The sequence below is a fragment of the Hymenobacter sp. UV11 genome (assembly GCF_004684095.1).
GTDB lineage: Bacteria > Bacteroidota > Bacteroidia > Cytophagales > Hymenobacteraceae > Hymenobacter.
This window is the reverse complement of record NZ_SRII01000004.1, coordinates 501,166-524,500: the sequence shown is the minus strand read 5'-3', so window position 1 is coordinate 524,500 and position 23,335 is coordinate 501,166. Positions and strand designations below refer to the sequence as shown.

At 59.5% G+C, this 23,335-nt stretch carries 27 protein-coding genes; 11 read left to right on the top strand and 16 right to left on the bottom strand.

The window, feature by feature from the left end; translation table 11 throughout:
* Positions 1 to 506 precede the first annotated feature (506 nt).
* Positions 507 to 860 carry a type II toxin-antitoxin system HicB family antitoxin gene (locus E4631_RS09665; RefSeq protein WP_133656050.1) on the top strand — a complete coding sequence of 118 codons (354 nt, stop codon included), beginning with the start codon at positions 507 to 509 and terminating at the stop codon, positions 858 to 860.
* A 66-nt stretch (positions 861 to 926) separates the two neighbouring features.
* Here the strand turns inward: E4631_RS09665 and E4631_RS09660 are convergent, their stop codons facing one another.
* The 3 genes from E4631_RS09660 to E4631_RS09645 all read right to left on the bottom strand — a co-directional run bounded on the left by E4631_RS09660 (position 927) and on the right by E4631_RS09645 (position 5,255).
* A complete protein-coding gene (locus E4631_RS09660; protein ID WP_174805438.1) occupies positions 927 to 1,226 on the bottom strand; it encodes a hypothetical protein in 300 nt (99 codons plus the stop codon).
* Between the two features lie 13 nt (positions 1,227 to 1,239).
* Positions 1,240 to 3,615 (bottom strand): ribonucleoside-diphosphate reductase subunit alpha, encoded by a 2,376-nt coding sequence (locus E4631_RS09655; protein ID WP_133656051.1) that lies wholly within the window; start codon positions 3,613 to 3,615, stop codon positions 1,240 to 1,242.
* Between the two features lie 680 nt (positions 3,616 to 4,295).
* On the bottom strand, positions 4,296 to 5,255 hold the full coding sequence (locus tag E4631_RS09645; RefSeq protein WP_133656052.1) for a ribonucleoside-diphosphate reductase small subunit: 960 nt from the start codon (positions 5,253 to 5,255) through the stop codon (positions 4,296 to 4,298).
* 436 nt (positions 5,256 to 5,691) lie between these two features.
* On the opposite strand from E4631_RS09645, the gene rplU reads away from it, so the two are divergent.
* Positions 5,692 to 5,997: a 50S ribosomal protein L21 gene (gene rplU, locus E4631_RS09640; RefSeq protein ID WP_068337858.1), complete on the top strand. Its 306-nt coding sequence runs from the start codon at positions 5,692 to 5,694 to the stop codon at positions 5,995 to 5,997.
* 105 nt (positions 5,998 to 6,102) lie between these two features.
* On the top strand, positions 6,103 to 6,378 hold the full coding sequence (gene rpmA / locus E4631_RS09635; RefSeq protein ID WP_133656053.1) for a 50S ribosomal protein L27: 276 nt from the start codon (positions 6,103 to 6,105) through the stop codon (positions 6,376 to 6,378).
* A gap of 74 nt (positions 6,379 to 6,452) precedes the next feature.
* On the opposite strand, the gene E4631_RS09630 is transcribed toward rpmA, so the two are convergent.
* The 4 genes from E4631_RS09630 to hemW form a co-directional block, all read right to left on the bottom strand.
* Positions 6,453 to 7,130: a hypothetical protein gene (locus E4631_RS09630; RefSeq protein WP_133656054.1), complete on the bottom strand. Its 678-nt coding sequence runs from the start codon at positions 7,128 to 7,130 to the stop codon at positions 6,453 to 6,455.
* 69 nt (positions 7,131 to 7,199) lie between these two features.
* Positions 7,200 to 7,856: an alpha/beta hydrolase gene (locus E4631_RS09625; RefSeq protein WP_133656055.1), complete on the bottom strand. Its 657-nt coding sequence runs from the start codon at positions 7,854 to 7,856 to the stop codon at positions 7,200 to 7,202.
* A gap of 188 nt (positions 7,857 to 8,044) precedes the next feature.
* Positions 8,045 to 8,461, bottom strand: a complete 417-nt coding sequence (locus E4631_RS09620) for a hypothetical protein (RefSeq protein ID WP_133656056.1) — start codon at positions 8,459 to 8,461, stop codon at positions 8,045 to 8,047.
* A 62-nt stretch (positions 8,462 to 8,523) separates the two neighbouring features.
* The gene (gene hemW, locus E4631_RS09615) at positions 8,524 to 9,678 is read right to left on the bottom strand and encodes a radical SAM family heme chaperone HemW (RefSeq protein WP_133656057.1); all 1,155 of its coding nucleotides are present in this window, start codon (positions 9,676 to 9,678) and stop codon (positions 8,524 to 8,526) included.
* Between the two features lie 231 nt (positions 9,679 to 9,909).
* On the opposite strand from hemW, the gene E4631_RS09610 reads away from it, so the two are divergent.
* Positions 9,910 to 11,799, top strand: a complete 1,890-nt coding sequence (locus tag E4631_RS09610; protein WP_133656058.1) for a BamA/TamA family outer membrane protein — start codon at positions 9,910 to 9,912, stop codon at positions 11,797 to 11,799.
* A 391-nt stretch (positions 11,800 to 12,190) separates the two neighbouring features.
* Positions 12,191 to 12,580: an Hsp20/alpha crystallin family protein gene (locus tag E4631_RS09605; protein ID WP_133656059.1), complete on the top strand. Its 390-nt coding sequence runs from the start codon at positions 12,191 to 12,193 to the stop codon at positions 12,578 to 12,580.
* A gap of 230 nt (positions 12,581 to 12,810) precedes the next feature.
* Here the strand turns inward: E4631_RS09605 and E4631_RS09600 are convergent, their stop codons facing one another.
* Positions 12,811 to 13,134 (bottom strand): hypothetical protein, encoded by a 324-nt coding sequence (locus E4631_RS09600; RefSeq protein WP_133656060.1) that lies wholly within the window; start codon positions 13,132 to 13,134, stop codon positions 12,811 to 12,813.
* Positions 13,135 to 13,301: 167 nt separating this feature from the next.
* Complete coding sequence (locus E4631_RS09595; RefSeq protein WP_133656061.1) at positions 13,302 to 13,562, bottom strand: VF530 family DNA-binding protein; 261 nt, start codon at positions 13,560 to 13,562, stop codon at positions 13,302 to 13,304.
* 123 nt (positions 13,563 to 13,685) lie between these two features.
* On the opposite strand from E4631_RS09595, the gene E4631_RS09590 reads away from it, so the two are divergent.
* Positions 13,686 to 14,615 (top strand): glycoside hydrolase family 25 protein, encoded by a 930-nt coding sequence (locus E4631_RS09590; protein WP_166647956.1) that lies wholly within the window; start codon positions 13,686 to 13,688, stop codon positions 14,613 to 14,615.
* Positions 14,616 to 14,624: 9 nt separating this feature from the next.
* On the opposite strand, the gene E4631_RS09585 is transcribed toward E4631_RS09590, so the two are convergent.
* Positions 14,625 to 14,846 carry a hypothetical protein gene (locus E4631_RS09585; protein ID WP_133656063.1) on the bottom strand — a complete coding sequence of 74 codons (222 nt, stop codon included), beginning with the start codon at positions 14,844 to 14,846 and terminating at the stop codon, positions 14,625 to 14,627.
* A 99-nt stretch (positions 14,847 to 14,945) separates the two neighbouring features.
* On the opposite strand from E4631_RS09585, the gene E4631_RS09580 reads away from it, so the two are divergent.
* Both E4631_RS09580 and E4631_RS09575 read left to right on the top strand, forming a co-directional pair.
* A complete protein-coding gene (locus E4631_RS09580; RefSeq protein WP_133656064.1) occupies positions 14,946 to 15,356 on the top strand; it encodes a septal ring lytic transglycosylase RlpA family protein in 411 nt (136 codons plus the stop codon).
* 65 nt (positions 15,357 to 15,421) lie between these two features.
* The gene (locus E4631_RS09575) at positions 15,422 to 15,619 is read left to right on the top strand and encodes a hypothetical protein (protein ID WP_133656065.1); all 198 of its coding nucleotides are present in this window, start codon (positions 15,422 to 15,424) and stop codon (positions 15,617 to 15,619) included.
* Here the strand turns inward: E4631_RS09575 and E4631_RS09570 are convergent.
* Positions 15,616 to 16,176, bottom strand: coding sequence for a DUF6799 domain-containing protein (locus E4631_RS09570; RefSeq protein WP_133656066.1), 561 nt, complete (start codon positions 16,174 to 16,176; stop codon positions 15,616 to 15,618). The genes E4631_RS09575 and E4631_RS09570 overlap by 4 nt on opposite strands.
* 377 nt (positions 16,177 to 16,553) lie before the next feature.
* Between E4631_RS09570 and E4631_RS09565 the strand changes: the two genes are divergently transcribed.
* Complete coding sequence (locus E4631_RS09565) at positions 16,554 to 17,498, top strand: DnaJ C-terminal domain-containing protein (RefSeq protein ID WP_133656067.1); 945 nt, start codon at positions 16,554 to 16,556, stop codon at positions 17,496 to 17,498.
* Between the two features lie 102 nt (positions 17,499 to 17,600).
* Positions 17,601 to 17,927 (top strand): hypothetical protein, encoded by a 327-nt coding sequence (locus E4631_RS09560; RefSeq protein ID WP_133656068.1) that lies wholly within the window; start codon positions 17,601 to 17,603, stop codon positions 17,925 to 17,927.
* Positions 17,928 to 18,072: 145 nt separating this feature from the next.
* On the opposite strand, the gene E4631_RS09555 is transcribed toward E4631_RS09560, so the two are convergent.
* From E4631_RS09555 to E4631_RS09535, 5 genes are all read right to left on the bottom strand, one after another.
* Positions 18,073 to 18,615, bottom strand: coding sequence for a ZIP family metal transporter (locus tag E4631_RS09555; RefSeq protein WP_240734791.1), 543 nt, complete (start codon positions 18,613 to 18,615; stop codon positions 18,073 to 18,075).
* A 311-nt stretch (positions 18,616 to 18,926) separates the two neighbouring features.
* Complete coding sequence (locus E4631_RS09550) at positions 18,927 to 19,340, bottom strand: hypothetical protein (protein ID WP_133656070.1); 414 nt, start codon at positions 19,338 to 19,340, stop codon at positions 18,927 to 18,929.
* A 73-nt stretch (positions 19,341 to 19,413) separates the two neighbouring features.
* Positions 19,414 to 20,037 carry a YcxB family protein gene (locus E4631_RS09545; RefSeq protein ID WP_133656071.1) on the bottom strand — a complete coding sequence of 208 codons (624 nt, stop codon included), beginning with the start codon at positions 20,035 to 20,037 and terminating at the stop codon, positions 19,414 to 19,416.
* A 209-nt stretch (positions 20,038 to 20,246) separates the two neighbouring features.
* Positions 20,247 to 21,104 (bottom strand): carboxylating nicotinate-nucleotide diphosphorylase, encoded by an 858-nt coding sequence (nadC, locus tag E4631_RS09540; protein WP_133656183.1) that lies wholly within the window; start codon positions 21,102 to 21,104, stop codon positions 20,247 to 20,249.
* Positions 21,105 to 21,185: 81 nt separating this feature from the next.
* Positions 21,186 to 21,590: a DUF4783 domain-containing protein gene (locus tag E4631_RS09535; protein WP_133656072.1), complete on the bottom strand. Its 405-nt coding sequence runs from the start codon at positions 21,588 to 21,590 to the stop codon at positions 21,186 to 21,188.
* A gap of 159 nt (positions 21,591 to 21,749) precedes the next feature.
* On the opposite strand from E4631_RS09535, the gene gpmI reads away from it, so the two are divergent.
* The gene (gene gpmI / locus E4631_RS09530; protein WP_133656073.1) at positions 21,750 to 23,291 is read left to right on the top strand and encodes a 2,3-bisphosphoglycerate-independent phosphoglycerate mutase; all 1,542 of its coding nucleotides are present in this window, start codon (positions 21,750 to 21,752) and stop codon (positions 23,289 to 23,291) included.
* Positions 23,292 to 23,335: the final 44 nt, after the last annotated feature.

The following is a 23,335-nucleotide window of genomic DNA, read 5'->3' as shown; positions in this document are numbered from 1 at the left end:
TCGCATCCTTTTTGAAACGTGCCCTGGGGTGAAGAGCCCCATCGAACCGCCAAGTTTTACGTTTCTCTCAAAAACGCCCACTATGAGGGCGTTTTTGTTGTTTATAGGCTATCCAATCTTCTTAGTAATGAGCGTTGGTTATCATTAGCAAATATAAATAAAAATCCTATATAATCAACACGCTTATTCCATTGTCTATCAATAAAAAAGCCGACTTCAAAGTTGAGGCAGGCTTTTTTATTGAATATCCTTTTTAAATTTCATAATTACGACCCACATGCCTAGCAGGCGTCGGGGTTATCGAGCGAGCAGGCCATGTCGCTTTGGTTCTGGGCGTACATGGGCTCCAGGGTTTCGGCAGCTTGCTTTTCCATCTGTTTACGACAGAATTCAAATATACTCCGCTGCTAGCACTTTGCCAAGCGCCGCGAACAGAAACCGGGGGTGCGCTTGTTGAAGGTACTGTACCGTGTACTAGCTTTACAGTTACCCTATCCATTATTCTTATGGCTACTCTCACCACCGACCACCGCGGCCGCCTCACCAAGGCCCAAGTAGAGGTCGTACTCGTGCTTGACGAAGACAGCGGCCAGTACGTGGCCTACTGCCCGGCGCTGGAAGTATCGTCCTACGGCGATACGGAGGAAGAAGCTCAAGCCGCTTTCGATGATGCCTTGGCCATTTTTATCAAAGACACGACCGAGCGCGGTACCCTCGACCAGTTGCTGTTAGCCCTGGGCTGGCGGCTGCTCAAGCAACCTGAGCCTCTTTATGAGCCCCCGCGCCTACCCCTCGCGTTGCTCAACCAGCCCGCTAAGCGTCGTCGCATCCTAACCGAAGAAGTGCTGTTGCCAGCCTAGTTTTCGACCCTACTCCAATTCATTAAAAAAGCCCTTGCCTGTACTGGCAAGGGCTTTTTTAATTTTCTACTCTTTGTCTTTACGCTTACGAGCTGCCTTAGCTGCTTTCGGATTCGCTTGTTCCGCCAGCATCTTATTAAATTGCTCTTTGGTCACTATCCCTGATAATTCTAGCGTGCTCAGGTTGGTGTGCATGTGCAGCATCGGAATATCTTTGTCCTTGTCGCGGATAGTAATCGTGCGAAGCAGCTTTTTTCCTGAGCCAGGCGGAAAGTCCCATTGCTGGTGGCTGGCCTCAGTGCGAACTAAGACCAGCCCCAGCGCCCGCAGCAAGGCTACGAACTGTTGATAGGGAATCGACTTCATGCCCTACCCCCCTCTACGACCCACACGCCTCGCAGGCGTCCGGGTTATCGAGCGAGCAGGCCATGTCGCTTTGGTTCTGGGCGTACATAGGCTCCAGGGTTTCGGCGGCTTGCTTTTCTACCGTGAACTTGATGGCGTCGGCGGCGGCTTTGGTGCGCAGGTAGTACATGCCGGTTTTGAGGCCGCGCTTCCAGCTGTGGAAGTGCATGCTGGTGAGCTTGCCGAAGTTCACGTTTTGCACGTGCAGGTTCAGGCTCTGGCTCTGGCAGATGTAGGCGCCCCGGTCGGCGGCCATGTCGATGATGGTGCGCTGCGAAATCTCCCACACCGTTTTGTACAGGTCCTTGATGTGCTGGGGCACGCGCTGGATATTCTGCACCGAGCCGTTGGCCGCGATGATGTCCTGCTTCATCTGCTCGTTCCAGAGGCCCAGCTTCACCAGGTCTTTCAGCAGGTGCTTGTTCACCACCATAAACTCGCCGCTGAGCACGCGGCGCACGTAGATGTTGCTGGTGTAGGGCTCAAACGACTCGTTGTTGCCGAGTATCTGGGCGGTGCTGGCGGTGGGCATGGGCGCCACCAGCAGCGAGTTGCGCACGCCGTGCTCCACTACCTGGCCACGCAGCGTTTCCCAGTCCCAGCGGCCCGACTGCGGCGTCACGCCCCAGAGGTCAAACTGAAACTTGCCCTCGCTGAGCGGCGAGCCGGGGAAGGTTTCGTAGGCGCCGTCCTTCATAGCGAGGTCCTTCGAGGCCGTCATGGCGGCGAAGTAAATCGTCTCGAAGATATCCGTGTTCAGGCCCTTGGCCTCGTCGCTCTCGAAGGGCATCCGCAGCGCGATAAACGTATCGGCCAGGCCCTGCACGCCCAGCCCGATGGGCCGGTGGCGGAAGTTGGAGCGCGCCGTTTCGGGCACCGGGTAGTAGTTCACGTCAATAACCTTGTTCAGGTTCAGCGTGGTCTGGTACGTGATGTCGTAGAGCGTCTGGTGGTCGAAGGTCAGGTTGCCCTGGGCGTCTTCCACGAGGTAGCGGGGTAGGGCCAGCGAGGCGAGGTTGCACACGGCAATCTCGTCCTTGTCGGTGTACTCCATAATCTCGGTGCAGAGGTTGCTCGACTTAATCGTGCCCAGGTTCTGCTGGTTGCTCTTGCCGTTGGCGGCATCCTTGAAGAGCATGTAGGGCGTGCCCGTCTCGGTCTGGCTTTCCAGGATGGCAAACCACAGCTCCTGCGCCTTGATGGTTTTGCGGCCCCTACCCTCCCGCTCGTACTTGGTGTAAATCTTCTCAAACTCGGGGCCCCAGGCCGTGTCGAGGCCGGGGCACTCGTGGGGGCACATCAGCGTCCAGTCGCCGTTGGCTTCCACGCGCTTCATAAACAGGTCGGGCGTCCAGAGGGCGTAAAACAAGTCGCGGGCGCGCATTTCCTCCTTGCCGTGGTTCTTCTTCAGGTCCAGGAATTCGAAAATATCGGCGTGCCAGGGCTCCAGGTAAATGGCGAACGCGCCCTTGCGCTTGCCGCCGCCCTGGTCCACGTAGCGGGCCGTGTCGTTGAACACCTTTAGCATCGGCACCAGGCCGTTCGAGTTGCCGTTGGTGCCTTTGATGTAGGAGCCCGTGGCGCGCACGTTGTGCACGGCCAGCCCAATGCCGCCCGCCGATTGCGAAATCAGCGCGCAGTCCTTCAGCGTCTCGTAGATACCCTCAATCGAGTCATCTTTCACCGTGAGCAGGAAGCACGACGACATCTGCGGCTTGGGCGTGCCGGCGTTGAACAAGGTGGGGGTAGCGTGGGTCATCCAGCGCTCGCTCATCATGTTGTAGGTCTTGATGGCCGAGTCGATATCCTCCTTGTGAATACCCACCGACACGCGCATCAGCATGTGCTGGGGGCGCTCCACCACCTTGCCATCGAGGCGCAGCAAGTACGAGCGCTCCAGGGTCTTAAAGCCGAAAAAGTCGTAGTTGTAGTCGCGGTCGTAGATAATGGCCGAGTCCAGGGTGTGCGCGTGCTTGTGAATGACCTCCCACACGTCCTTGGCGAGCAGCGAAGCGTTGTCGCCATTCTTGGGGTCCTCGTAGGTGTAGAGGCGCTTCATAGTGCTCGAAAACGACTTCGAGGTCACCTTGTGCAGGTTGCTCACCGCGATGCGGGCCGCCAGAATGGCGTAGTCTGGGTGCCGGGTGGTGAGCGAGGCGGCCGTCTCAGCCGCCAGGTTGTCGAGCTCGATGGTTGTCACGCCATCATATATACCGTCGATAACTTTCTTAGCCACCTCAATCGGCGACACGAAATTTTGATTCAGCCCGTAGCAGAGCTTCTCAATACGGGCGGTGACTTTGTCGAACTTGACCGACTCACGGCGGCCATCGCGTTTGATTACAAGCATGTTATAAGAAGTGCTGAGGTGAGCAACTGATTCGTATAGAAGCTGACTTTGCTAAGGCCAGTAGGCTTTCAAAGCTGGAAATTAGTTCCTAGGTTTTAGGAGACAAAGGGAAAAATTTAGAATTTTTCCACATAGCCTGAAAATGAGGCCGCCCAGCCGTTTTTCAAGGAATGGCCCAAGCAATGGGGGTAGGCGTTCGGTTTTTATTGAGTATATCCAGTGGCCCTACCCCCTCCCTGTCATGCTGAGCCCGCGAAGCATCTTGTCACGCCCTACCCCACCTAAAATTCCCACTCCGGATTCACCGTCGCAATCAATGCCTCTTTCTTCGTCCGCGTCCACCCTTTCAACTCCTTTTCCGGCCAACGGCAGCCGTTATATCAGCCATCTACTCACAATAGAGCAAATTATATCAGAAATACCGCCCCGCGAAAGTGTCGTTGCTACCCCGGTTATCCTGGTGCTACGCCAGCCGGCGCGCCAGGCTATTTGTGACACCGATATACAGCACTGTCTTCGCCGGATTAGTAGTGCTGTAGATGTGGTAAGCCATAAAAAAGCCTGTCATGCTGAGCTTGCGAAGCATCTTATCCCCGCCGAACGAATCGTTCGAACGTGATAGGATACTTCGCAAGCTCAGCATGACAGGCGGCAAAAAATATTTTCTAATATATATACCGTTAGAAATCCTCGTCGAGCGAGAACATATTATCCGCCCGCTCGGTCATCACGCCGGCCTTCTGGTACTCGGCCACGCGCTTCTCGAAGAAGTTCGTCTTGCCCTGCACCGAAATCATCTCCATGAAATCGAAGGGGTTAGTCGAGTTGTAAATCTTGGCGCAGCCCAGTGACACCAGCAGGCGGTCGGCCACAAACTCGATGTACTGGCTCATGGTGCGGGCGTTCATACCGATGAGGCTCACGGGTAGGGCCTCGGTCACAAACTCCTGCTCAATCGTCACCGCGTCGCGGATAATGGCTTGCACGCGCGCCTCGGGCAGCTTGTTTTCGAGGTAGCTGTAGAGCAGGCAGGCAAAGTCGCAGTGCAGCCCCTCATCGCGCGAAATCAGCTCGTTCGAGAACGTGAGGCCGGGCATCAGGCCGCGCTTTTTCAGCCAGAAAATCGAGCAGAACGAGCCCGAAAAGAAAATGCCTTCCACGGCCGCGAAGGCGATGAGGCGCTCGGCAAAATTCTCCGAGTTAATCCAGGTCAGCGCCCACTGGCCCTTGCGCTGCACAGCGGGCACCGTTTCGAGCGCGTTGAAGAGGTAATCCTTCTCCTTGGGGTCTTTGATGTAGGTATCAATCAGCAGCGAATAGGTCTCACTGTGAATGTTTTCCATCATAATCTGGAAGCCGTAGAAGCAGCGCGCCTCGGGCATCTGCACCTCCTGCATGAAGTTGATAGCCAGGTTTTCATTCACGATGCCATCACTGGCCGCGAAGAAGGCCAGCACGTGCTTAATGAAGTGGCGCTCGTTGTCGTTCAGGTTGTTCCAGTCTTTCTGGTCCTGCGAGAGGTCGATTTCCTCGGCCGTCCAGAACGAGGCTTCCGCCTTCTTGTAGAATTCCCACACCTGGGGGTTTTGGATGGGGAAAAGGACGAAACGATTGGGGTTTTCGGCAAGTAATGGCTCCATAGAGTGCGACAAATTTCGGGGTTGACGAAGTTGCTAATGGCTGGGCTAACCGCCACCGGTAGGCGGTTGTTCGGCACGAGGCCGGCTGGTTTTCAAAGATAACCGGCAACCTCGGGCTGCCAGTCTCGTTTACCGATACTGGGGTTTTCAGAACACCAGCTATTCACGCTGAGTAGCGCATGAAGTACCGCTGGCAAAACACCGGATTTAGAGCAACTTATCCACATTTTGAGTGTGGATAACGCAGGTTGTCCACAAAACTGCCCTTTTACTGCCCACATTCTTGCACTCAGCCACTTAGCTGCAATCGTCAAAAACCTGCTTTAAGCACGGTCATTTTGGGCGAACAAATGACGATTAGTGACTTAGGTTTGGTTTTACCAGAAAGATGCCGTACTTTTGCGTTCCCTTTTGAGAAACCACCAGCGGAAATAAGATGTACGCCATTGTCAATATCGCCGGCCAACAGACTAAGGTTGAGGCTAATAAATTTGTTTACGCCCAGCGTCTGGCCGGCAATGTCGGTGACTCGGTAGAGTTAGGCAAAGCCTTGCTGACCGACGACAACGGCACGCTCAGCATCGGTGCACCCGAGCTGGATGTCCTGATTAAGGGCACCATTATGGCCCACGTTCAGGGCGATAAAGTTCTGGTCTTCAAGAAGAAGCGCCGTAAGGGCTACAAGAAGCTGAACGGCCACCGTCAGCAGTTCACCAAAGTAATGATTAACAGCATTGGGTAATTAGTTATGAGTTAAAAGTTATGAGTTATGAGTTGGCTATCAGCTACTCATGCTCTGACTGAAAACTCATAATTCATAACTTTTAACTCATAACTCTCTCCTAATATGGCACACAAAAAAGGCGTCGGCTCGTCAAACAACGGCCGTGAATCGCATTCGAAGCGCCTCGGCGTGAAAATCTTCGGTGGTCAGTCGCTCATCGCTGGCAACATCATCGTGCGTCAGCGCGGCACTAAGCATCACCCCGGCACTAACGTCGGCATCGGCAAAGACCACACGCTGTTCGCGTTGGTTGATGGCAAGGTGCAGTTCAAGAAGGGCCGCGACGAGCGTTCGTTCGTGTCGGTAGTACCGGCAACGACCGAAGCTGCTGCTGCTTAATTGCCGCGTAGCTACTATAAAAGGGCTGCTCCTAGCGGGGCAGCCCTTTTTGCGTGTGCCCTATACTACCTGCGCTACAAAGCAAAATATAAGCGGATGGTAGCCTGCCCGCCCACGTTCCAGTGGCTGGCGCCAACGGGGCGCTCGTAGTTGTAGTAGGCCGGCGCCAGCAGCCCAGCCCCCGCGTTGATATCGTAGAGCACGTGGCCCCGCAGCCGGTGCTGCACGCCCCACAGCGCGTAGATGCCCGGCGTGAGCACGGAAGGGGTGGTGCGCCCACGCCCGCGCACGCTGCCACTCACCGATACGAAGCGGGCATTACTCAGCTGCTCCCAGTCGGTGCTGCCCTCAAGGGCCAGGTAGCGGCCAAATACCGGCGTAGCGTGGCCTACGTGGCCGTAGTAGTAACGCACGCCCAACGCCGCCGAGGCAGCCGATAGAGAGCCATTTTGTGCGCCACGCCGTCGGCCGTTGGTGTAGCTGGTCAGCATATCGGCCTCAAACTGCGTGTAGAGGCTGAGGCGGGGCGCCACCCGGTACTCGACCCCGAGCGAGAGGGGTAGCAGAAATTGCCACGCCTGGCTGTCATGCGCGTAGCGCAGATGCGTGAGGCGCAGCCCCAGCTTATAGATTACCTGGGGCGGCCGGGGCACCGAGTCGGCAGCGGCGGGCGGCGTTTGCGCATCACTGGCCGCAGCCAGCAGCAATGAGCCAGCCAGTAGCATCCCTTTTAGCAGGTAGAGTTGGGCCATTGCTTTATAAGGTAGCGGGTAAAAATTATCTCTAATATACTGACAATAAATCATCAAGCTCCCTACCCCCTACCCAACGGCTGATGTCTCGACACCAGCTAGCTCCCGCAATACCTGGCTCACCCGCGCCGCGTGGCTGACAATGAGAAAGTGCCTCGCGCCGGGCACCGGGTAGTCGATGCGGGCCGCGCCGGGGGGTAGGAGGCGGTCGCGGGTGCCGTGCAGCCGCACGGCACCCGGCAGCCCCGGCCCGCGCCAGACCAGCAGCTGCGCCGTAGCCCAGCGGGCAAAAGTGGGGTCGGTATCACGCAGTACTTGGCGCAGCAGGTGATACTCGGTGCCACCGCGCGCCCCAAAAAACCACTGCGCCAGCCGCGGCAGCCATTTCAGCAAGCCGAAGGGTACTAGCCGGTGCAGCCCGGTGGCCCCGGCCAGGCGCAGCAGCGGCGGCAAGTCGCGCGGGCTGCCCAGGCTGGAGATGAGCACTACCCGCGCCAGGGGCCGGAGCCGCCCGATTTCCTGCGCCAGTAGCCCGCCGAAAGACACGCCCACCAGCCAGCACAGCTCATCAGCAGGCACCGTCTCGGCCAGGCGGGCCGCGTAGTGAGCCAGCGGTTCGGTGGGCGATTCAGGCTTGAGCCAGCTTAGCATCTGGCTGGGACCGGATAGTCGCAGGCGGCGAAACACCCGCTCATCAGCCCCGAGGCCTGGAATAAGGTACCACATTGACAGTGAGCAGTGAGCAGTGAGCAGTGAACAGTGAGCAAAAGAACGTCATGCTGAGCTTGTTGAAGCATCTCGCGTGCAGTACTAAAATCAATCGCTCAATGAACCGAGCGAGATGCTTCGGCAAGCTCAGCATGACGTTCTGTTACTATTCGCTATCTCACCACTTCACCACTCACCACTTCACCTCACGGCGCCAGCCGGGCATAAATGCCTTCGAGGTAGAAGATATTATGCGGCTGGGGGTCGTCGGTTTCGTCGGCGTCGGCGGGGAAGGTGACGGCTAGCTTGAGTGCCACACCGGGCAGCGGCACGGGCGGGTCGTCTTCGGTGGCGTATTCGAGCAGGCAGGGCCACTGCTCGGTGGTGGCCAGGGCGTCGGCTACTTCTTCGGCCAGGGCCTCGGCGCGGTCGCCGGCCACGCGCAGCAGCGTGTCGAGGGCCTGAAAGGGCAGGCCGAGGTGAAAAAAGTAGTCGTCTTCGTCGCGAAAGGTGGTGGCCCACACCGTCACGTCGTCAGTAGTATCAAAGACGATGGCCGTGAGGTGGACCTGCTCCACAAAAAAATCGTCGTTGCTGACCAGGGTATCACTGAGAAGCTTCACGGCGGCGAGGGGGGTAGGGTGGCACAAAAAGAACCGGCAGCCCGCCCGACCGCCACCGCAAGCTACACCGCGGCGGCCGGCGCGGCGGCAAATAATTCCAGCGTAATGTGGTCGGCCAGCAGCTTACCGGCGTCGGTGAGGCGCAGCACGTCACCGGTGAGCGTGGCCATGCCCTGGCCGGTGAGGCTCTGCAAATAAGCAGCGCGCTCGGCCAAGATATTGAGGCCCAACGCATCGCGCAGGTGCGCCAGGTCGCAGCCACGGCTGGTGCGCAGGGTAGTGAGCAGGTATTCGTTGGCCTGGTCGAGGGGGGTAAGGCGCTCGACAGTGGCGGGCACTTCGCCGCGCTCCAGCACGGCGGCCACGTACTGCGGGTTATTGGCCACGGCATACTGGCGGCTGCGGCCGTCGAAGGAGTGCGCGCTGGGGCCCAGGCCCAGGTAGGGCACGCCGCGCCAGTAGTTGGCGTTGTGGCGGCTCTCGCGGCCGGGCCGGCAAAAGTTGCTGATTTCGTACTGTTCGTAGCCCTGGGCGCGCAGCCGCGCCAGCAGCAGCTCAAACTGTTGGGCCACAAACTCCTCAGGCGGCGCCACGAAAGTGCCCTTCTTAAGCCGCCGGCCAAAGGCCGTATCGGGCTCAATGGTGAGCGCATAGGCCGATACGTGCGGCACGTTCAGCTCCAGCAGCCGGGCCAGGTCAGCTTCCCAGATGTCGTGGCTGGCGGCCGGTACACCGTAAATCAAGTCTACCGAAATATTCTCGAAACCCGCCGCTTGTGCCTGCCGCACGGCCTGCCACGACTCGGTGGCCGAGTGGGCGCGGTTCATCAGGCGCAGGTGTGGCTCGTGGAAGCTTTGCAGCCCGATGCTGAGGCGGTTGACGGGCGAAGCGGCCAGCTCGGCCAGCTTGGCGGCCGTGAGGTCGTCGGGATTGGCTTCGAGGGTAATCTCGGCCTGCGGCGACACCTCAAAATGCGTGTGAATGGCCGCAAAAATCCGGCTTAGCTCCTCGCCCGTGAGCAGCGAGGGCGTGCCGCCGCCGAAGTAAATGGTTTCGAGCGGCCCGACGGGGGTAGGGAGGTATTTTTGGCGTAGCTCCATTTCCCGCAGCAGCGCGTCCACAAACTGCCCTTTCAGCCCCAGCGAGGTGCTGAAGTGGAAGTCGCAGTAGTGGCAGGCCTGCTTGCAAAACGGAATGTGGAGGTAGAGGCCGGGCATATGGGTAGGAGCAGCGCGATTTTTGTAGAAGAATTGTCATTGCGAGCGCAACGAAGTGGAGCGCGGCAATCTTTCCTTGCCGTTGGGTTACTATCCTAGTGAAGCGAACAAACAGGAAAGATTGCCGCGCTCCACTTCGTTGCGCTCGCAATGACAAACGCAACCCAAACTTGTCCACAAAAATCGGGCGCCTGAAATTAAAAACCGCCCGGCGCGTTTGCGTTCCCGACGATGGCCCGACTCGCTACCTTATTTCTTTGGATTTGCTGGCTGGCGCTGGGCCTGCGCGCCGGCCCGCTGCGCGCCCAAACGCCCGACGCCGGGCCGGGCGTGGCTGTGCCCAACGCGCCCCGGCTGGCCTCGCCGCCCCTACCCCCCCCGGCTAGCCCCGCCGCCGCCGTGCGCCGCCCGGTGCGCCCGCGCGTGCTGCGCATCGAGGCCGAGCCCGCCGGGCAGGCGCTGGTGCGCCGCCTGCACCCGCGCCCCACCGTGCCCGATTCGCTCACGGCGCTGCGCACGGTGCGCGAGCTGGTGTTGGCCTTGCAGGCCGATGCCTACCTCACGGCCTCGGCCGACGACATGCGCTGGAGCCGCGACACGGTGCGGGTACATCTGTATGTGGGTGAGCAATTTAGGTGGGCCTATTTGCATAATGGCAACCTTGGCGATGGCCTGCTCACCCGCGCCGGCTACCGCGAAAAGTTCTTCCGGCGCACGCCCTGGCACCCGGCCGACTGGGTGGCCCTGCAGGAGCGCGTGCTCACGGAGGCCGAAAACCAGGGCTACCCCTTCGCCACGGTCGGGCTCGACTCGGTGCGGCTGAGCGGGCACGACATTGCGGGCCGGGTGGTGCTCAAGCGCGGGCCGGTGGTGTACTTCGACTCGCTGCAAATAGTGGGCACCAGCAAGACGCAGAAGCGTTTTTTGAATAAATATCTCCAGATAATCCCCGGCACGCCCTACAACCAGCAGCGCGTGAGCGCCGCCGCCGCCCTGCTGCGCCAGCTGCCCTACGTGCGCCTGCGCGCCGAGCCCGAGGTGCGCTTTGCCCGCGGCCGGGCGCGGGTATACCTGCTGCTTGATGAGCGCTCGGCCAACCAGTTTGACGCCATTGTGGGCCTGCTGCCTAACACCACGGGCGGCAGTGGGGTGCAGTTTACGGGCGATGTGACGGTGGCCCTGCGCAATATTCGCGGCGGCGGCAAGCAGCTGGGCTTGCAGTGGCGCAAAGTCGATGCCGCCTCGCAGCTACTAGACCTCAGCTACTTGCACCCCAATATCTTTGGCACGCCGCTCGAAGTGGGCGCCACCTTCAACCTCTATAAGCAGAACAACACGCAGAACAATGGTTTCCTAACGCTGCGGCCGCGGCTGCAGGTCACCTACCCCACCGCACGGGCCGGGCGGCTCACGTTTTTTGCCGAGCAGCGCAGCTCGCGGCTCCTGCTCGATAGTATTACCTACGCTTCCCTCACCGGCCTGCCCGACAACGTAGATTCGGAGTACACTTCCTACGGCCTCGGCTACTCGCGCGCCAACCTCGACGACCTCTTTTTTCCGCACCGCGGCCTGTATATGAGCGTGCAAGGGGGGGTAGGGACCAAGAATATCCGCCGCAATGCGGCCATCAGCGAGGCGTATTACGATGGCCTGGCCCTGCGCACCACGCAATACAGCTTTGGCGGGCGGGCCGAGCGCTACTGGGCGCTGAGCCGGCAGGCCGTGCTGCTGGTGCGCCTGCGCGGTGAGGGCCTGTTCAATCAGCAGCTTTTCCTCAATGATATGTTTCGGCTGGGCGGGCTCAACTCGCTGCGGGGCTTCAGCGAAAACCAGTTTTATACCAATGCCTACGGCGTGGGCACCGTCGAATTTCGGCAGTTTACCGGGCCCGAGGGCTACGTATTTATCTTCGCCGACCAGGCGCTGCTGCAAGCCTATCAGGCTACCGACCTCACCACGCACGCTCTAGACCAGCCCACCGGCCTGGGCGCGGGCCTGAGCTTTCGCACGCCGGCGGGGCTGTTTCAGTTTGTGTATTCGGTGGGCCGGTCGGAGTTTCTGAATACCAGCTTCGCGCTCACCAACTCCAAGATTCACTTCGGCCTCACGAGCCGGTTTTGAGCGAAATTCTGCTTAGCGCAATGCTCACGTCAGGGCACGTGCTCCGGTCCGACGGCGGAGCCGTCCGACCGGTTGACGCGGGAACAAGAGCTGAACGACTAGCTAGGAGGCGCACCCTTCAACCGGTCGGACGGCTCCGCCGTCGGACCGGAGCACGTACACAGAACTAGGAACCGCTGTAGGAATGACGTTCTTTTTTATACCCCCTGCGCAGAAGATACCCCCCTTTCTGCCACTTCGGCGGGCTTTCGGCCAGCGTGTCATTATCGCAAAATGTTTAAATTAAATCTTCAGCCATAAAGGCTGATTATCAACTAAGTTAGCCCACTTTCAAAGCTGGTATGTGGTTTGTAATTCATAGGAAGAAGCCACCTAATAAGGCCCTGTCATTATGAAACTTATCAGCCGCGAATTTATCCGTTCTATTGCTCCGCAACTCGATTTGCTGAATACTATCGGTGGTGGCGTGGCGCAGCCCAAGCTGCACGTGAATGAGCGCCCGCAGGGCGTGGTGTTGCACGTAGCCATGCCCAGCGTACCCGCCGAAAGCTTCCACGTAGTGTTGAAAGATAGCAGCCTCACCGTGTATGGCGAGTTCCGCCACGAGCCGGAGGCCCAACTGGCCGCGCCGCTCTTCGTGCAAACCCTCGACCTGCCCCAAAACCTGGACCTGACCAGCATCAACGCCTCGCACGAGAATGGCGAGCTGCGCGTGGCCATTCCTTTTAAAGACCCAGCGGCCAATCAGACGCGCGAAATTGACATTCAGCCGGGCAGCTAAGGCTGCCCGGCCCGTCGATACGGCCGGGACCGACCGGCCCTCCTACCCCCTCCATAACGCCGGGACCGACCGGCACCCTTTGTTTCACCTTGTTGAGAGCCACTGCGATAAGCAGTGGCTTTGCTGTTTTAAGGGGGGTAGGGCTAGCAGTGTTCTTCATCAGTTAAGAACCGATTGTCATTGCGAGCGCAGCGCAGCAGTGACAGACGTTTTTGCGTTGGTCTTAATTGCTAAGAAAACAGCGGAATCAGCAGCCCAAAACCAACCAGCAAACTCACCAGCAGCCAGCCGATAACCTGGCCCCGGTAGCAGCGGGGCAGCCGGTTGCTGAGCATCAGCACCGCCGCGAGCACCAGCGCCAGGTGCAGTACCAGAAAGGTCACCGTCTTGACCCAGTTGCTGACAATGGTGTTTTCGGGCTGGTACTGGTTCGATTCGCCCAGGCCGGCGGTGAGGAAGCTTAGCAGGTAAAAAGCAACCGTTTCGAAGGCCACGTAGCAGCCCAGGCCGGCCAGCAGCGCCAGAGGACCCGATTTTTCGCGCAGCTCAGCCATGAGGTAATTGGGTAATGGGTAGTGGTATTTACGCGAAAGACGGTTGTCATTGCGAGCGCAGAGCGGCAATCACCTCAGAACAATGGACAAACAAGTGGCGTGCGTAGCGTTCTGGGGCGATTGCCGCGCTACGCTCGCAATGACAAATTACCCATTACTCAATTACCTTATGGCAAGGGCCGGCCCAGCACCTGGGCGGTGCGCAGGCGCACGTACAGGTCTTCGACCTTGGCCCGCGCCCAGGCCGTGCGCCGCAAAAACGTGAGGCTAGATTTGATACTCGGGTCCACGGCGAAGCAGTTGAGCTTCAGGCGCGCATCGAGGCCGGCAAAGCCGTAGTGCGCCACGAGGTAGTCGAGGATAGCGGCGAGCGTCACGCCGTGCAGCTCGCGGATGAGGTGGCCGTTGGCATCGTGGGCGTCGGGCATAAGCAGCAGTCAAAAAGGAACCGGAAGTGAACGGCTCAGCTTTAGGAGTGCAAGCTACGGTCCCGGCCGGCATAGGTAAGGTAGCCCGTTATGCGTTATTTTTGGCTTGCTACCCCCTTGCCTATGCCCGCCCTACCCCTGCCTACTGCCCCGGCCACCGCGCCGCCCCCGGCTCCGCGCCGGGGCTGGCGGCGCTGGGTGCTGGCCGGGCTGCTGCTGGGGCTGCTGGGCGGCGGGGCCTACTACCTGCGCCACCAGCGGCAGCTCAACCGCTACGCGCGGCGCACCTGGGCCACGCTTACCACGCGCTACCTCACGGGCCGCGAAAGCACCCCGCTGCTGGCCGGCTACTCGGTGCACGGCATTGACGTTTCGACTTATCAGGGCCGCATCGACTGGCCCGAGGTGGCCCGGCAGCAGGTGCGGTTCGCGTTTATCAAGGCCAGCGAGGGCGCCACGCTGCGCGATGCGCGCTTTAAGCGCAACTGGCGCGAGGCGCGGGCGGCCGGTATTCTGAGCGGGGCCTACCACTACTTTCAGCCCAACCGCGACGGCGGCGAGCAGGCCCGCTTGTTTATTGCCACGGTGCCGCTGCGGCCCGGCGACCTGCCGCCCGTGCTCGATGTAGAGGCGCCGCGCTTTCACGACGTGGCCGAGATGCGCCGCGAAGTGCGCCAGTGGCTCGATGCCGTGGAGGCACACTACAAGGTGCGGCCCATCCTGTATTCCAACTACACGTTTTACCGCCACTACCTGGCCGGGCATTTCGACGACTACCCCCTGTGGCTGGCCCACTACGAGGTCGAGCGCCCCGCGCTGCCCGCCAGCCGCTGGATAATCTGGCAGCACTCCGACGAGGCCTACGTGCCCGGCATCCGGGGCACCGTCGATTTCAACGTTTTTCAGGGCAGCTACGAGTCTCTGCTGGCCTTGCGCGTGGCGCCGCCGCCTGCCCCGGCCCGGCCGGTGGCGCGCCCTACCCCCGCCAAAACCGCCCGGCCCGGCAGCTTTCGCAAGCTGCTGAACCGGGCGGCCGAACTGGTGCAACGCTGAGGCGTAGACCTACATTTTGGTCTTCATCTTTTCGTCGGCCATTTTGCCTTTCTTCATCTTGCTTTCCGACATCTTCCCTTCTTTCATTTTGTCTTTTTTCATCTTGCCATCCATCATCTTGCCGTCGGCCATTTTGCCGTCTTGCACGGGGGCAGGGGTAGTCTGGGCGTGAGCGGTGAAAAAAAGGCCCGACAGAGCGAGGCCAGCAACGAGTTTCAGCGTATTGCGCATGGGACTTGGAGGTAAAAAGGTGGGGTAGGGAATAATTCCGGCTGAAAGGTGAGCGTTTATTCTGGTATGCCGCGTGAAGGCAAAATGAATAGCTGAATTATGTACAAATTTTCAAACAGCCGTTATTGCAAAGTCCTCTTAGCAAGCAGCTTACTAAGTTTACTTTCGGCCTGTGGCGGCAGCAAATCGGCATTTACGCAGTCGGGCCAGGGCTCGTACTATGCCGATAAGTTTGCGGGCCGGGCCACCACCAGCGGCGCGCCCTACCGCCCCGGCCAGCTGACGGCAGCCCACAACACGCTGCCCTTCGGCACCAAAATAAAAGTCACTAATGTGCGCAACGGCCGCTCGGTGAAAGTGGTCGTGAATGACCGCGGGCCGCACGTAAAAGGCCGCATCGTGGACGTGTCGAAGCGTGCCGCCCGCAAGCTTGGCCTTATTGAGGCCGGCGTGGTGCCCGTGCAGCTTAAAGTGGTGCACGCCGCGCCGACTGGCAAAGGCCAGCGCTAGCGCCTACCCCCAAAAAAAGCGGCCCCTGCCACGAGGCAGAGGCCACTGAGTGCCATCTTCGCGGTATGAACATCCGCAAACGTATTACCTGGAGCCCACCCGCCGAAGCGGGCAGCCGCTTTGTTGCCCTCGATAGCTTTGTGCGCGCCGCCGAAGACGAAGACTGGACGGAGCACGAAATTCAATTCGTCATCGACGAAGTAGTCGAAGCCGAAAACGACGCGGCCGGCCTGGAAGTGCTTACCAGCTACAGCCGGACCTAGCGGCCAGCTTTGGCCTTAGCTTTAGCAGCTTCCTTCTCGACTTTGGCACGCTCTTTTTCTACTTTTTCGCGCGCTTTTTCCATTTCCTTGCGCTTGCCAGGGTGCTTGAGGTCATAGGCCACCAGCTTGCGTACGCTGTCGGCTTCTACCATCTCGCGCTTGCTGGTGAGGCGGCCGGTGAGCGATACATAGTCGCCCTCCGCCATCTGCGAGGTTACGCCTTCTACGTTGGTTACCTGGCCTTTAGAGGTAATGAGGGTGCCATTGAGCAGGCGCTTATCCTGCTCCAGAGGAGCCGTCAGGCCCAGCTCAGTTAGTACGGGCCGGCCATTTTCCATCGTGACGCCGTCTTTGGCCATCACGCCAGTGGTGCGGGCGCGCGTGGGGGCCGCACCAGTGCGGCGCGGGGCCACCACGCGGCGCGGGGCAAGTACCCGGCGAGCCGCGGCGGGGGTAGTGGTAGTGGTAGTTTGGCTAGGTTGAACGGCGGCGGCTGGGGTCTGCGCCCAGCTTGCTTGCGCGAGCGATACGATGCCCGCCAGCAGCAATGTGTGCATAACTAGTTTCATCGGCATAAATTAAAAAATAGAAAAAAGTACCCTTACGTAGAATAGCTCCTTGAAAATCATGCCGAATGCTTGCGCGCCTACCTTGTTCGCTGGCTGCGATTCGGTCCACCCGACCACTGCAAAAACATCCCGGCAAATTTCTGACCAAAATGCAAAAATGCCCTTAAGTAGCTAATCTTCGTAAACTAACGTGCCCGCTGGCTTTGGCGTTCCACTATCTCTTCCGTTTCTCTGCCAGCCTGCACCTTGCGCCGACCAGATAGCGCCCGGCATCTACCAGAACCGGGTTTTTGCCCCCTGAAGCATCCCGGTTTGCCGGCAACTCACACCTCCTCTTCTTTTCCGTATCCCAACCTCCTACTCTAATGGATTATAAGGATTATTATAAAATCCTGGGCGTCGAGAAAAACGCGACTACTGAGCAAATTAAAAAGGCTTACCGCAAGCTTGCCCGCCAGTATCACCCCGACGTGAACCCTAACAACCCCGCCGCCGAGCAAAAATTTAAGGAGGCCAACGAGGCCAACGAAGTGCTCTCCGACACCGAAAAGCGCCAGAAATACGACCAAATGGGTGCCGACTACCAGCGCTACCAGCAGGCGGGCGGCGGGCGCGGAGCGGGCGGCGCGGGTGCCGGGCCGGGCGGCTTCGACTGGAACCAGTATGCGCAGGGCGGTGGCTTTGGGGGCGCTGGGGGGGGTAGCGAATTTGGCGGCGGCGGCGAAGACTTCTCCGACTTCTTTAGCTCGCTGTTTGGCGGCGGGGGTGGCGGCGGGCGCAGCAACCGGCCCGGCGCGGGCTCCGACTATCAGGCCGAATTGGAGCTGAGCCTGGAGGAAGCCTACGCGGGCGGCCCGCGCACCATCACGGTCAACGGCAAAAACCTGCGCATCACCATTCAGCCGGGGGTCACCGATGGCCAGACCATCCGGCTGCGCGACCAGGGCGGCCCCGGCCGCAACGGCGGCCCCAACGGCGCGCTGCTCATCACGTTCCGCATCTTGCCCGATGCCCGCTACGCCCGCACCGGCGACGACCTCACCCAGGACGTGCCCGTGTCGCTGTACCGTGCCCTGCTCGGCGGCGAGCAGACCGTAGAAACGCTCGGCGGCCCGGTCAAAATCAAGCTCAAGCCCGAAACAACCAACGGTAGCCGCCTGCGGCTGCGCGGCAAAGGCTTCCCGGTATATCGGCAGGAGGGCCAGCACGGTGACCTCTACCTGCGCCTGAACGTGCAGCTGCCCACCGACCTCAGCGAGGAGGAACGCGACCTTATTCGGCAGCTCGCCAAGCTGCGCGGGGAGGAGTAATCGGATTTCCTACCCCCTCGTAGCTGGCTGCTCAGCGGCTTGCGTCCTCTATTAACTCTTTCTTCCTCTATTCCTTATCAACAAGTACTAATCTTCCCGCCCATGGAAACGCACGTATTGCTGCTCACCTTTCAGGAATGTGACACCCGCTACGGGCTGGGCCGCGCCGAGCTGCACCAGTTTGTGGAGCTCGGCCTGCTGCGGCCCGCTACGGCGCCCGAAACCATTGAGGTAGAAGAGCCCGACGAGCTATTGCCCCGCCTGGCGCGCCTGCACCACGGCCTGGGCCTGGCCCCCGAGGCCATTGACCTGGTGCTGCTCATGCGCCAGCGGCTGCTAGGCCTGCAAGCCGCCCTGGCCCGCGAAACCGCCCGCGCCCGCCAGCTCGAAGACTTTTTGCGCGGCACCGGCCCATTGGTAAATGAGTAGGGGATAGTAGGTAGTGGGTAATGAAGAACGTCATGCTGACGAAGGAAGCATCTCTACCACGTGGCTAACCTCAAACGTTAGAATTACTTTCGCAGTAGAGATGCTTCCTTCGTCAGCATGACGTTCTTCATTACTCATTTACCGCTTACCCCACTGCCAGCGCCAGCAGCAGGCCGGCCAGCGTGGCGCCCAGCTTGGGCCAGTTGAGGCGATGCTCGGGGCTGGTTTCAAATAAGATGGTGGTGGAAACGTGCAGAAACGTGCCCGCCACAAACCCCAGCAGCGAGGCGTAGGCACCGCTGCCCAGTAGCTGTTGCAGCACCACGTAGTTGCTGAATACCAGCCCGGCGGGCGAAGCCAGCGCAAATAACAGCAGCCACGGCCACGCCCGCCCAAACGAGCCCAGCCGAAGCCGCAGCAGCGTGGCCAGGGCCACTGCCGCCGGCACATGGTGCAGCGCAACACCCAGCACCAAGGCGTAAAAATGCTGGTCTACCACGCCGCTACCCGCGCCGCGCACCAGAATGCTGCCCTCCAGCAGCGAGTGCACTATCAAGGCAACCACTAGCAGCAGTGGCACGCGCCCCCTACCCCCATCGGTCGCATCGGAGGAGTGATGCACATGCCCATGCTCGATGCCTTGCGAAACTATATCCAGCAGCAACTGCCCAAAAAATCCTGCTAGCACCCAGTAGCCTACCTGCTGTGGGGTAGCCCGCGGTAGGATTAAAGCCTCGGGAAGCAGGTGCGTAACGGTAAGGGCAAATAAATAAGCCCCGCTAAATGCTAGCAAAGGCTTCAACCACTGCTTGGTACGCGCTTCTGGCAAAACGCCAACTACCGCACTCGCACCTAACACCGCCGCCGCTAAAAGTAAAATTGCAATCCACATACGCTGTATAACACGAAAGCTTGCATCAGTGTTGCAAATTTAGTTGCAACACTGATGCAAGCTTTTGGAAAACACTTTTTCCTCAAACTTAACCCTTTGTGGATAAGCTATTTGATATTAGTGTTGACGTTTTTGTTGGAAGTTGGGTCCTCAACCATGCCGGGGGAGGCGACGGGGGTACTACCAGGCGTACCGGGCGCAGCAGTGCCTTCCGGCCGGGCAGTACCTTCGCCAGGCCGGGCAGCAGTACCTTCTTGCGTATCAGCAGTTTGTACGGCGCCAGGGGTAGGCGCGGCCCGCTTCATATTCATGCGCGAACTGGTGGGCGTGCTAATGGCACCGCCTTTAGCCTGGTTGGGCGCGGCAGCAGTGCCCTGGTCAAAATTGTCAGTGGGCCGGGTACCGGGAGCAATCTGGTCGAGCGAAACCTTTTGGTCGGGGCGCCAGTCGGAGGGCTCACTGCTGCACGAGGCGAGCAACACTACGGCGGCCGGAGCCAGGTAGGAAAGCAGCTTTTTCATACGAATCAAAAAAATCCTTACGGAAAACGAAAAGAGTTAAAATCAAATGGCGAGTGTACGTACGGCGCGACGCTTATGCGGCCGGCGCGTCGGCGGCCAGCAGGCCTTTGCGGCGCAGCAGCGCCTCAAACAGCTTGCGGTCGTTGTCGTTATTAAACAAGCGCAGGGGCAAATGTAGAAACACCGGCACGTCGAACGTGCTGGCTACCCAGCGGCGCCAGGGCGCCAGCTCGGCGGGCGGGGCGGCGGGCTTGAGGTACAGCAGGTAGGCATCGGGCTCGCGGCGCACGCGGCCAATCTGGTCCCAGGGCAGGGCCATGGCCTTTTGTTCACTCTGGCGCATAATGAGCTGGCGCTGGTCGGCCTCGTAGTTCATACGCTCAAACAGGGGCTTGCTCTGCTCCATCTGCGTCACGCCCGACACCAGCGACGAGCGTACCAGCACAAACAGCAGCGCGAGCACTACCGCGAGCAGCACCCACCACCACGAATGCCAGATAATGGCCGGCAGCAACCCCACCGCAAACGGAATGAGGGCGTACCACCACTCCTTGCGCCACACCTCGGCCATCGCAATGCGGGTGTAGGTGTTGGGGTCAAACTGGTATTTTTTGGTTTTAATGGTGCCCGGCATAGACTGCTGGGCCTGCTGCTGGCGGTAGCCACCACCACCACCACGTTGATTGGGATTATTCATAAAAATCGCAGATTGAGCAGATTACGCGGATTTCGCAGATTCTTACGACTTCTGACGTGCTGCTGTGTAGGTAACTAATTGACTCTATTTTGTTTGTAACACAAAAACAACTTATTTCTCCTCCTTAGCATTTTACCGCAATAAATTCAAAGACGCTACCCCGCGCCGGTCGAATCTGCGAAATCCGCGCAATCTGCTTAATCTGCGATTTAGTAGGCTTTTAAACTCAAATCCAGAATGCTGGCCGAGTGCGTGAGCGCCCCGACCGAGATAAAATCGACGCCCGTGGCGGCCACTTCGGCCAGGGTTTGCTCCGTGATGCCACCGCTGGCTTCCAGCGGCACACGGCCGGCCACCAGGGCCACCGCCTCGCGCAGTTGGGCGGGCGGCATATTATCCAGCATGATGCGGGTAACACCGCCGGCGTCCAGGGCCTGCTGCACTTCGGCCAGCGTGCGGGTTTCCAGCACAATGGGCAGGTCGCGGCCGGTGCGGCGCAGGTAGTCGTGGGTAGCTGAAATGGCCGCCCCTACCCCCCCCGCGTAGTCCACGTGGTTGTCCTTGAGCATAATCATGTCAAACAGCCCGTAGCGGTGGTTCACGCCGCCGCCGATGAGCACCGCCCACTTCTCGCACAGCCGGAAGTTGGGCGTCGTCTTGCGGGTGTCGAGCAGGCGGGCGCTGGTGCCGGCCAGCAGGCTCGTGAGCTGCGCCGTGTAGGTAGCAATGCCGCTCATGCGCTGCATGCAGTTGAGCACGAGGCGCTCGGCTGTCAGGATGCTGCGCGCCGGGCCTTCGACCGTGAAGGCGAGGTCGCCGCGGCGCACGCGGGCGCCGTCGTCGAGCAGCACGTGCAGGGTAAGGGCCGGGTCAACTTCCCGAAAAATAAGCTGGGCCAGCTGCACGCCGGCCAATACGCCCTCGTCCTTTACCAGCAGGTGAGCACGGTTGCGCGCATCGGCCGGAATGGCAGCCAGTGCCGAATGGTCACCATCGCCCACGTCTTCGGCCAGGGCCGTGCGAATAAACGTGGTGAGGGCTGCGGGCGTGAGGTAAGGGGCGGTAATGGCTGACACCCGGCAAAGGTACGCCGGCCGGCCGGCGCATAAAAAACCCGGCTGCGGGGAGGCAGCCGGGTTTCGAGGAAGTTATTCTTTTGTGAAGTCTAGCGTATCTATCATTGGCGTACTCTGCTTGGGCTTCAGCTTGATAAATATTTGGTAATTACCAGTTTTCCCAACGTAATGGCCTACTGCATAAGGAATTCCGTCGTTGCTGGCGCCTTGGTGCACAATATCAAAGCTGGCTGGCGGATTTTTGGTAAAGAAGTTCTTCATCACCAACTCAGTCTGCGTGGCGTTGTAACTCTGCTTATCGCCATCGAAGCCAACCTCTACCGATGGCCCCAGGTATTGCGCTAAATTTCGCGAAGAGCCACTGGAAATAGCAGAGCGCACCGCACCTAGCTGGTCCGCGTTTTGCGCTTTTCCACTCACTACAACGGCCAATAGCAGCCACCCAAATAAGAATACTTTAGTAAGAATTATTTTCATAAAAACGAGCTTCGCGAACAGGTCGGCGGCGCCTAACTAGGCTTAAGCTAAAACTATGCCAGTAGAAGACAATTTGTAGAGTTTCTGATGCCCCCTAAAAAGTGCTCAACCTACTACGGTTGGCGGGTGCTTTAGGGTACGGGGCGTACTTTTGCCCGTATGAACAAGCAGGTCCTATTAGTTATTCTGGATGGATGGGGAATTGCCCCAAACGTAGAGGTTTCGGCCGTTGATAAGGCACAGACGCCCTATTTCCACGAACTGTTGCAGCGTTTCCCCCACAGCACGCTCCAGGCATCGGGCGAGGCGGTAGGGCTGCCCGATGGCCAGATGGGTAACTCGGAAGTGGGCCACATGAACATTGGCGCGGGCCGCGTGGTGAACCAGGAGTTGGTGCGCATCGCCAAATCTATTCGCGAGCGCAAGCTCGGCCAGATGCCCGCTCTCAAAGAAGCGCTCGAATACGCTAAGCAGAACAACAAGGCTTTTCATCTTATTGGCTTACTGTCGGATGGTGGGGTTCACTCGCACATCGACCACGTAAAAGCACTTTGCACCATCGCCCACGAGGCCGACCTGCGCAACGTGTTTGTGCACGCCTTCACTGACGGGCGCGACACCGACCCCAAGAGCGGCGTGCATTTCGTGAACGAGCTGGAGAAATACAACGACCAGGAGCGCACGGGTGCTAAAATTGCCTCCATCGTGGGCCGCTATTATGCCATGGACCGCGACCAGCGCTGGGAGCGCGTCAAAGTGGCCTATGACCTGCTGGTGAATGGGGTAGGGACGCCTTCGCAGAACTTGATTCAAAGCATTCAGGAGCAATATAAAGACGGCGTTACGGATGAGTTTCTGAAACCCATCGTGAAAGTGGGCGCCGATGGGCAGCCGCTGGCCACCATTGAGGAAGGCGATGTGGTGCTGTGCTTCAACTTCCGCACCGACCGGGGCCGCGAAATCACGGAGGCGCTCACGCAGCAGGATTTCCACGCCTACGAGATGCACCGCCTGAGCCTGCGCTACCTCACGATGACGATGTACGACGCCACGTTTGTGGGCGTAACGCCGATTTTTGAGAAGGACAACCTCGATAACACCCTGGGCGAGGTGCTGGCGGCGCACGGCAAAACCCAGATTCGGATGGCCGAAACGGAGAAGTATCCGCACGTTACTTTCTTCTTTTCGGGGGGTAGGGAAAAGGAATTTGCCGGCGAAACGCGCATCATGCGGGCCTCGCCTAAGGTGGCGACCTACGACCTCGCCCCCGAAATGAGCGCCTACGAGCTGCGCGATGCCCTGGTGCCCGAGCTGCAAGCCAAGTCGGCCGACTTTGTGGTCATCAACTTTGCCAACCCCGACATGGTGGGCCACACCGGCGTATTTGAGGCGGTAATAAAGGCCGTGGAAACCGCCGACGCCTGCGCCCACGACGTGGTGGAGGCCGCCCTGGCGGCTGGTTACGCCACTATCGTTATTGCCGACCACGGCAACGCCGAGTTTATGCGCAACGCCGACGGCTCGCCCAACACCGCCCACACTACTAACCTGGTGCCCTGCATTCTGGCCGACCACGACTACCGTGGCACCCTGGCCAATGGCAAGCTCGGCGACATTGCGCCCACCATCCTCGCGCTGATGGGCGTGCCCCAGCCCGCCGACATGACCGGCCAGAGCCTGCTGCGCCCCAGCGCGGGCTAGACGGAACAAAACGGCAGTATTTTTTCTTTCTCGCAGTGTCCCGC

Coding starts and splice junctions, on each gene's coding strand:
- E4631_RS09665 (WP_133656050.1), top strand. CDS start 507: ATGGCTACTCTCACCACCGACCACCGCGGCCGCCTCACCAAGGCCCAA.
- E4631_RS09660 (WP_174805438.1), bottom strand. CDS start 1,226: ATGAAGTCGATTCCCTATCAACAGTTCGTAGCCTTGCTGCGGGCGCTG.
- E4631_RS09655 (WP_133656051.1), bottom strand. CDS start 3,615: ATGCTTGTAATCAAACGCGATGGCCGCCGTGAGTCGGTCAAGTTCGAC.
- E4631_RS09645 (WP_133656052.1), bottom strand. CDS start 5,255: ATGGAGCCATTACTTGCCGAAAACCCCAATCGTTTCGTCCTTTTCCCC.
- rplU (WP_068337858.1), top strand. CDS start 5,692: ATGTACGCCATTGTCAATATCGCCGGCCAACAGACTAAGGTTGAGGCT.
- rpmA (WP_133656053.1), top strand. CDS start 6,103: ATGGCACACAAAAAAGGCGTCGGCTCGTCAAACAACGGCCGTGAATCG.
- E4631_RS09630 (WP_133656054.1), bottom strand. CDS start 7,130: ATGGCCCAACTCTACCTGCTAAAAGGGATGCTACTGGCTGGCTCATTG.
- E4631_RS09625 (WP_133656055.1), bottom strand. CDS start 7,856: ATGTGGTACCTTATTCCAGGCCTCGGGGCTGATGAGCGGGTGTTTCGC.
- hemW (WP_133656057.1), bottom strand. CDS start 9,678: ATGCCCGGCCTCTACCTCCACATTCCGTTTTGCAAGCAGGCCTGCCAC.
- E4631_RS09610 (WP_133656058.1), top strand. CDS start 9,910: ATGGCCCGACTCGCTACCTTATTTCTTTGGATTTGCTGGCTGGCGCTG.
- E4631_RS09605 (WP_133656059.1), top strand. CDS start 12,191: ATGAAACTTATCAGCCGCGAATTTATCCGTTCTATTGCTCCGCAACTC.
- E4631_RS09600 (WP_133656060.1), bottom strand. CDS start 13,134: ATGGCTGAGCTGCGCGAAAAATCGGGTCCTCTGGCGCTGCTGGCCGGC.
- E4631_RS09595 (WP_133656061.1), bottom strand. CDS start 13,562: ATGCCCGACGCCCACGATGCCAACGGCCACCTCATCCGCGAGCTGCAC.
- E4631_RS09590 (WP_166647956.1), top strand. CDS start 13,686: ATGCCCGCCCTACCCCTGCCTACTGCCCCGGCCACCGCGCCGCCCCCG.
- E4631_RS09585 (WP_133656063.1), bottom strand. CDS start 14,846: ATGCGCAATACGCTGAAACTCGTTGCTGGCCTCGCTCTGTCGGGCCTT.
- E4631_RS09580 (WP_133656064.1), top strand. CDS start 14,946: ATGTACAAATTTTCAAACAGCCGTTATTGCAAAGTCCTCTTAGCAAGC.
- E4631_RS09575 (WP_133656065.1), top strand. CDS start 15,422: ATGAACATCCGCAAACGTATTACCTGGAGCCCACCCGCCGAAGCGGGC.
- E4631_RS09570 (WP_133656066.1), bottom strand. CDS start 16,176: ATGCACACATTGCTGCTGGCGGGCATCGTATCGCTCGCGCAAGCAAGC.
- E4631_RS09565 (WP_133656067.1), top strand. CDS start 16,554: ATGGATTATAAGGATTATTATAAAATCCTGGGCGTCGAGAAAAACGCG.
- E4631_RS09560 (WP_133656068.1), top strand. CDS start 17,601: ATGGAAACGCACGTATTGCTGCTCACCTTTCAGGAATGTGACACCCGC.
- E4631_RS09550 (WP_133656070.1), bottom strand. CDS start 19,340: ATGAAAAAGCTGCTTTCCTACCTGGCTCCGGCCGCCGTAGTGTTGCTC.
- E4631_RS09545 (WP_133656071.1), bottom strand. CDS start 20,037: ATGAATAATCCCAATCAACGTGGTGGTGGTGGTGGCTACCGCCAGCAG.
- E4631_RS09535 (WP_133656072.1), bottom strand. CDS start 21,590: ATGAAAATAATTCTTACTAAAGTATTCTTATTTGGGTGGCTGCTATTG.
- gpmI (WP_133656073.1), top strand. CDS start 21,750: ATGAACAAGCAGGTCCTATTAGTTATTCTGGATGGATGGGGAATTGCC.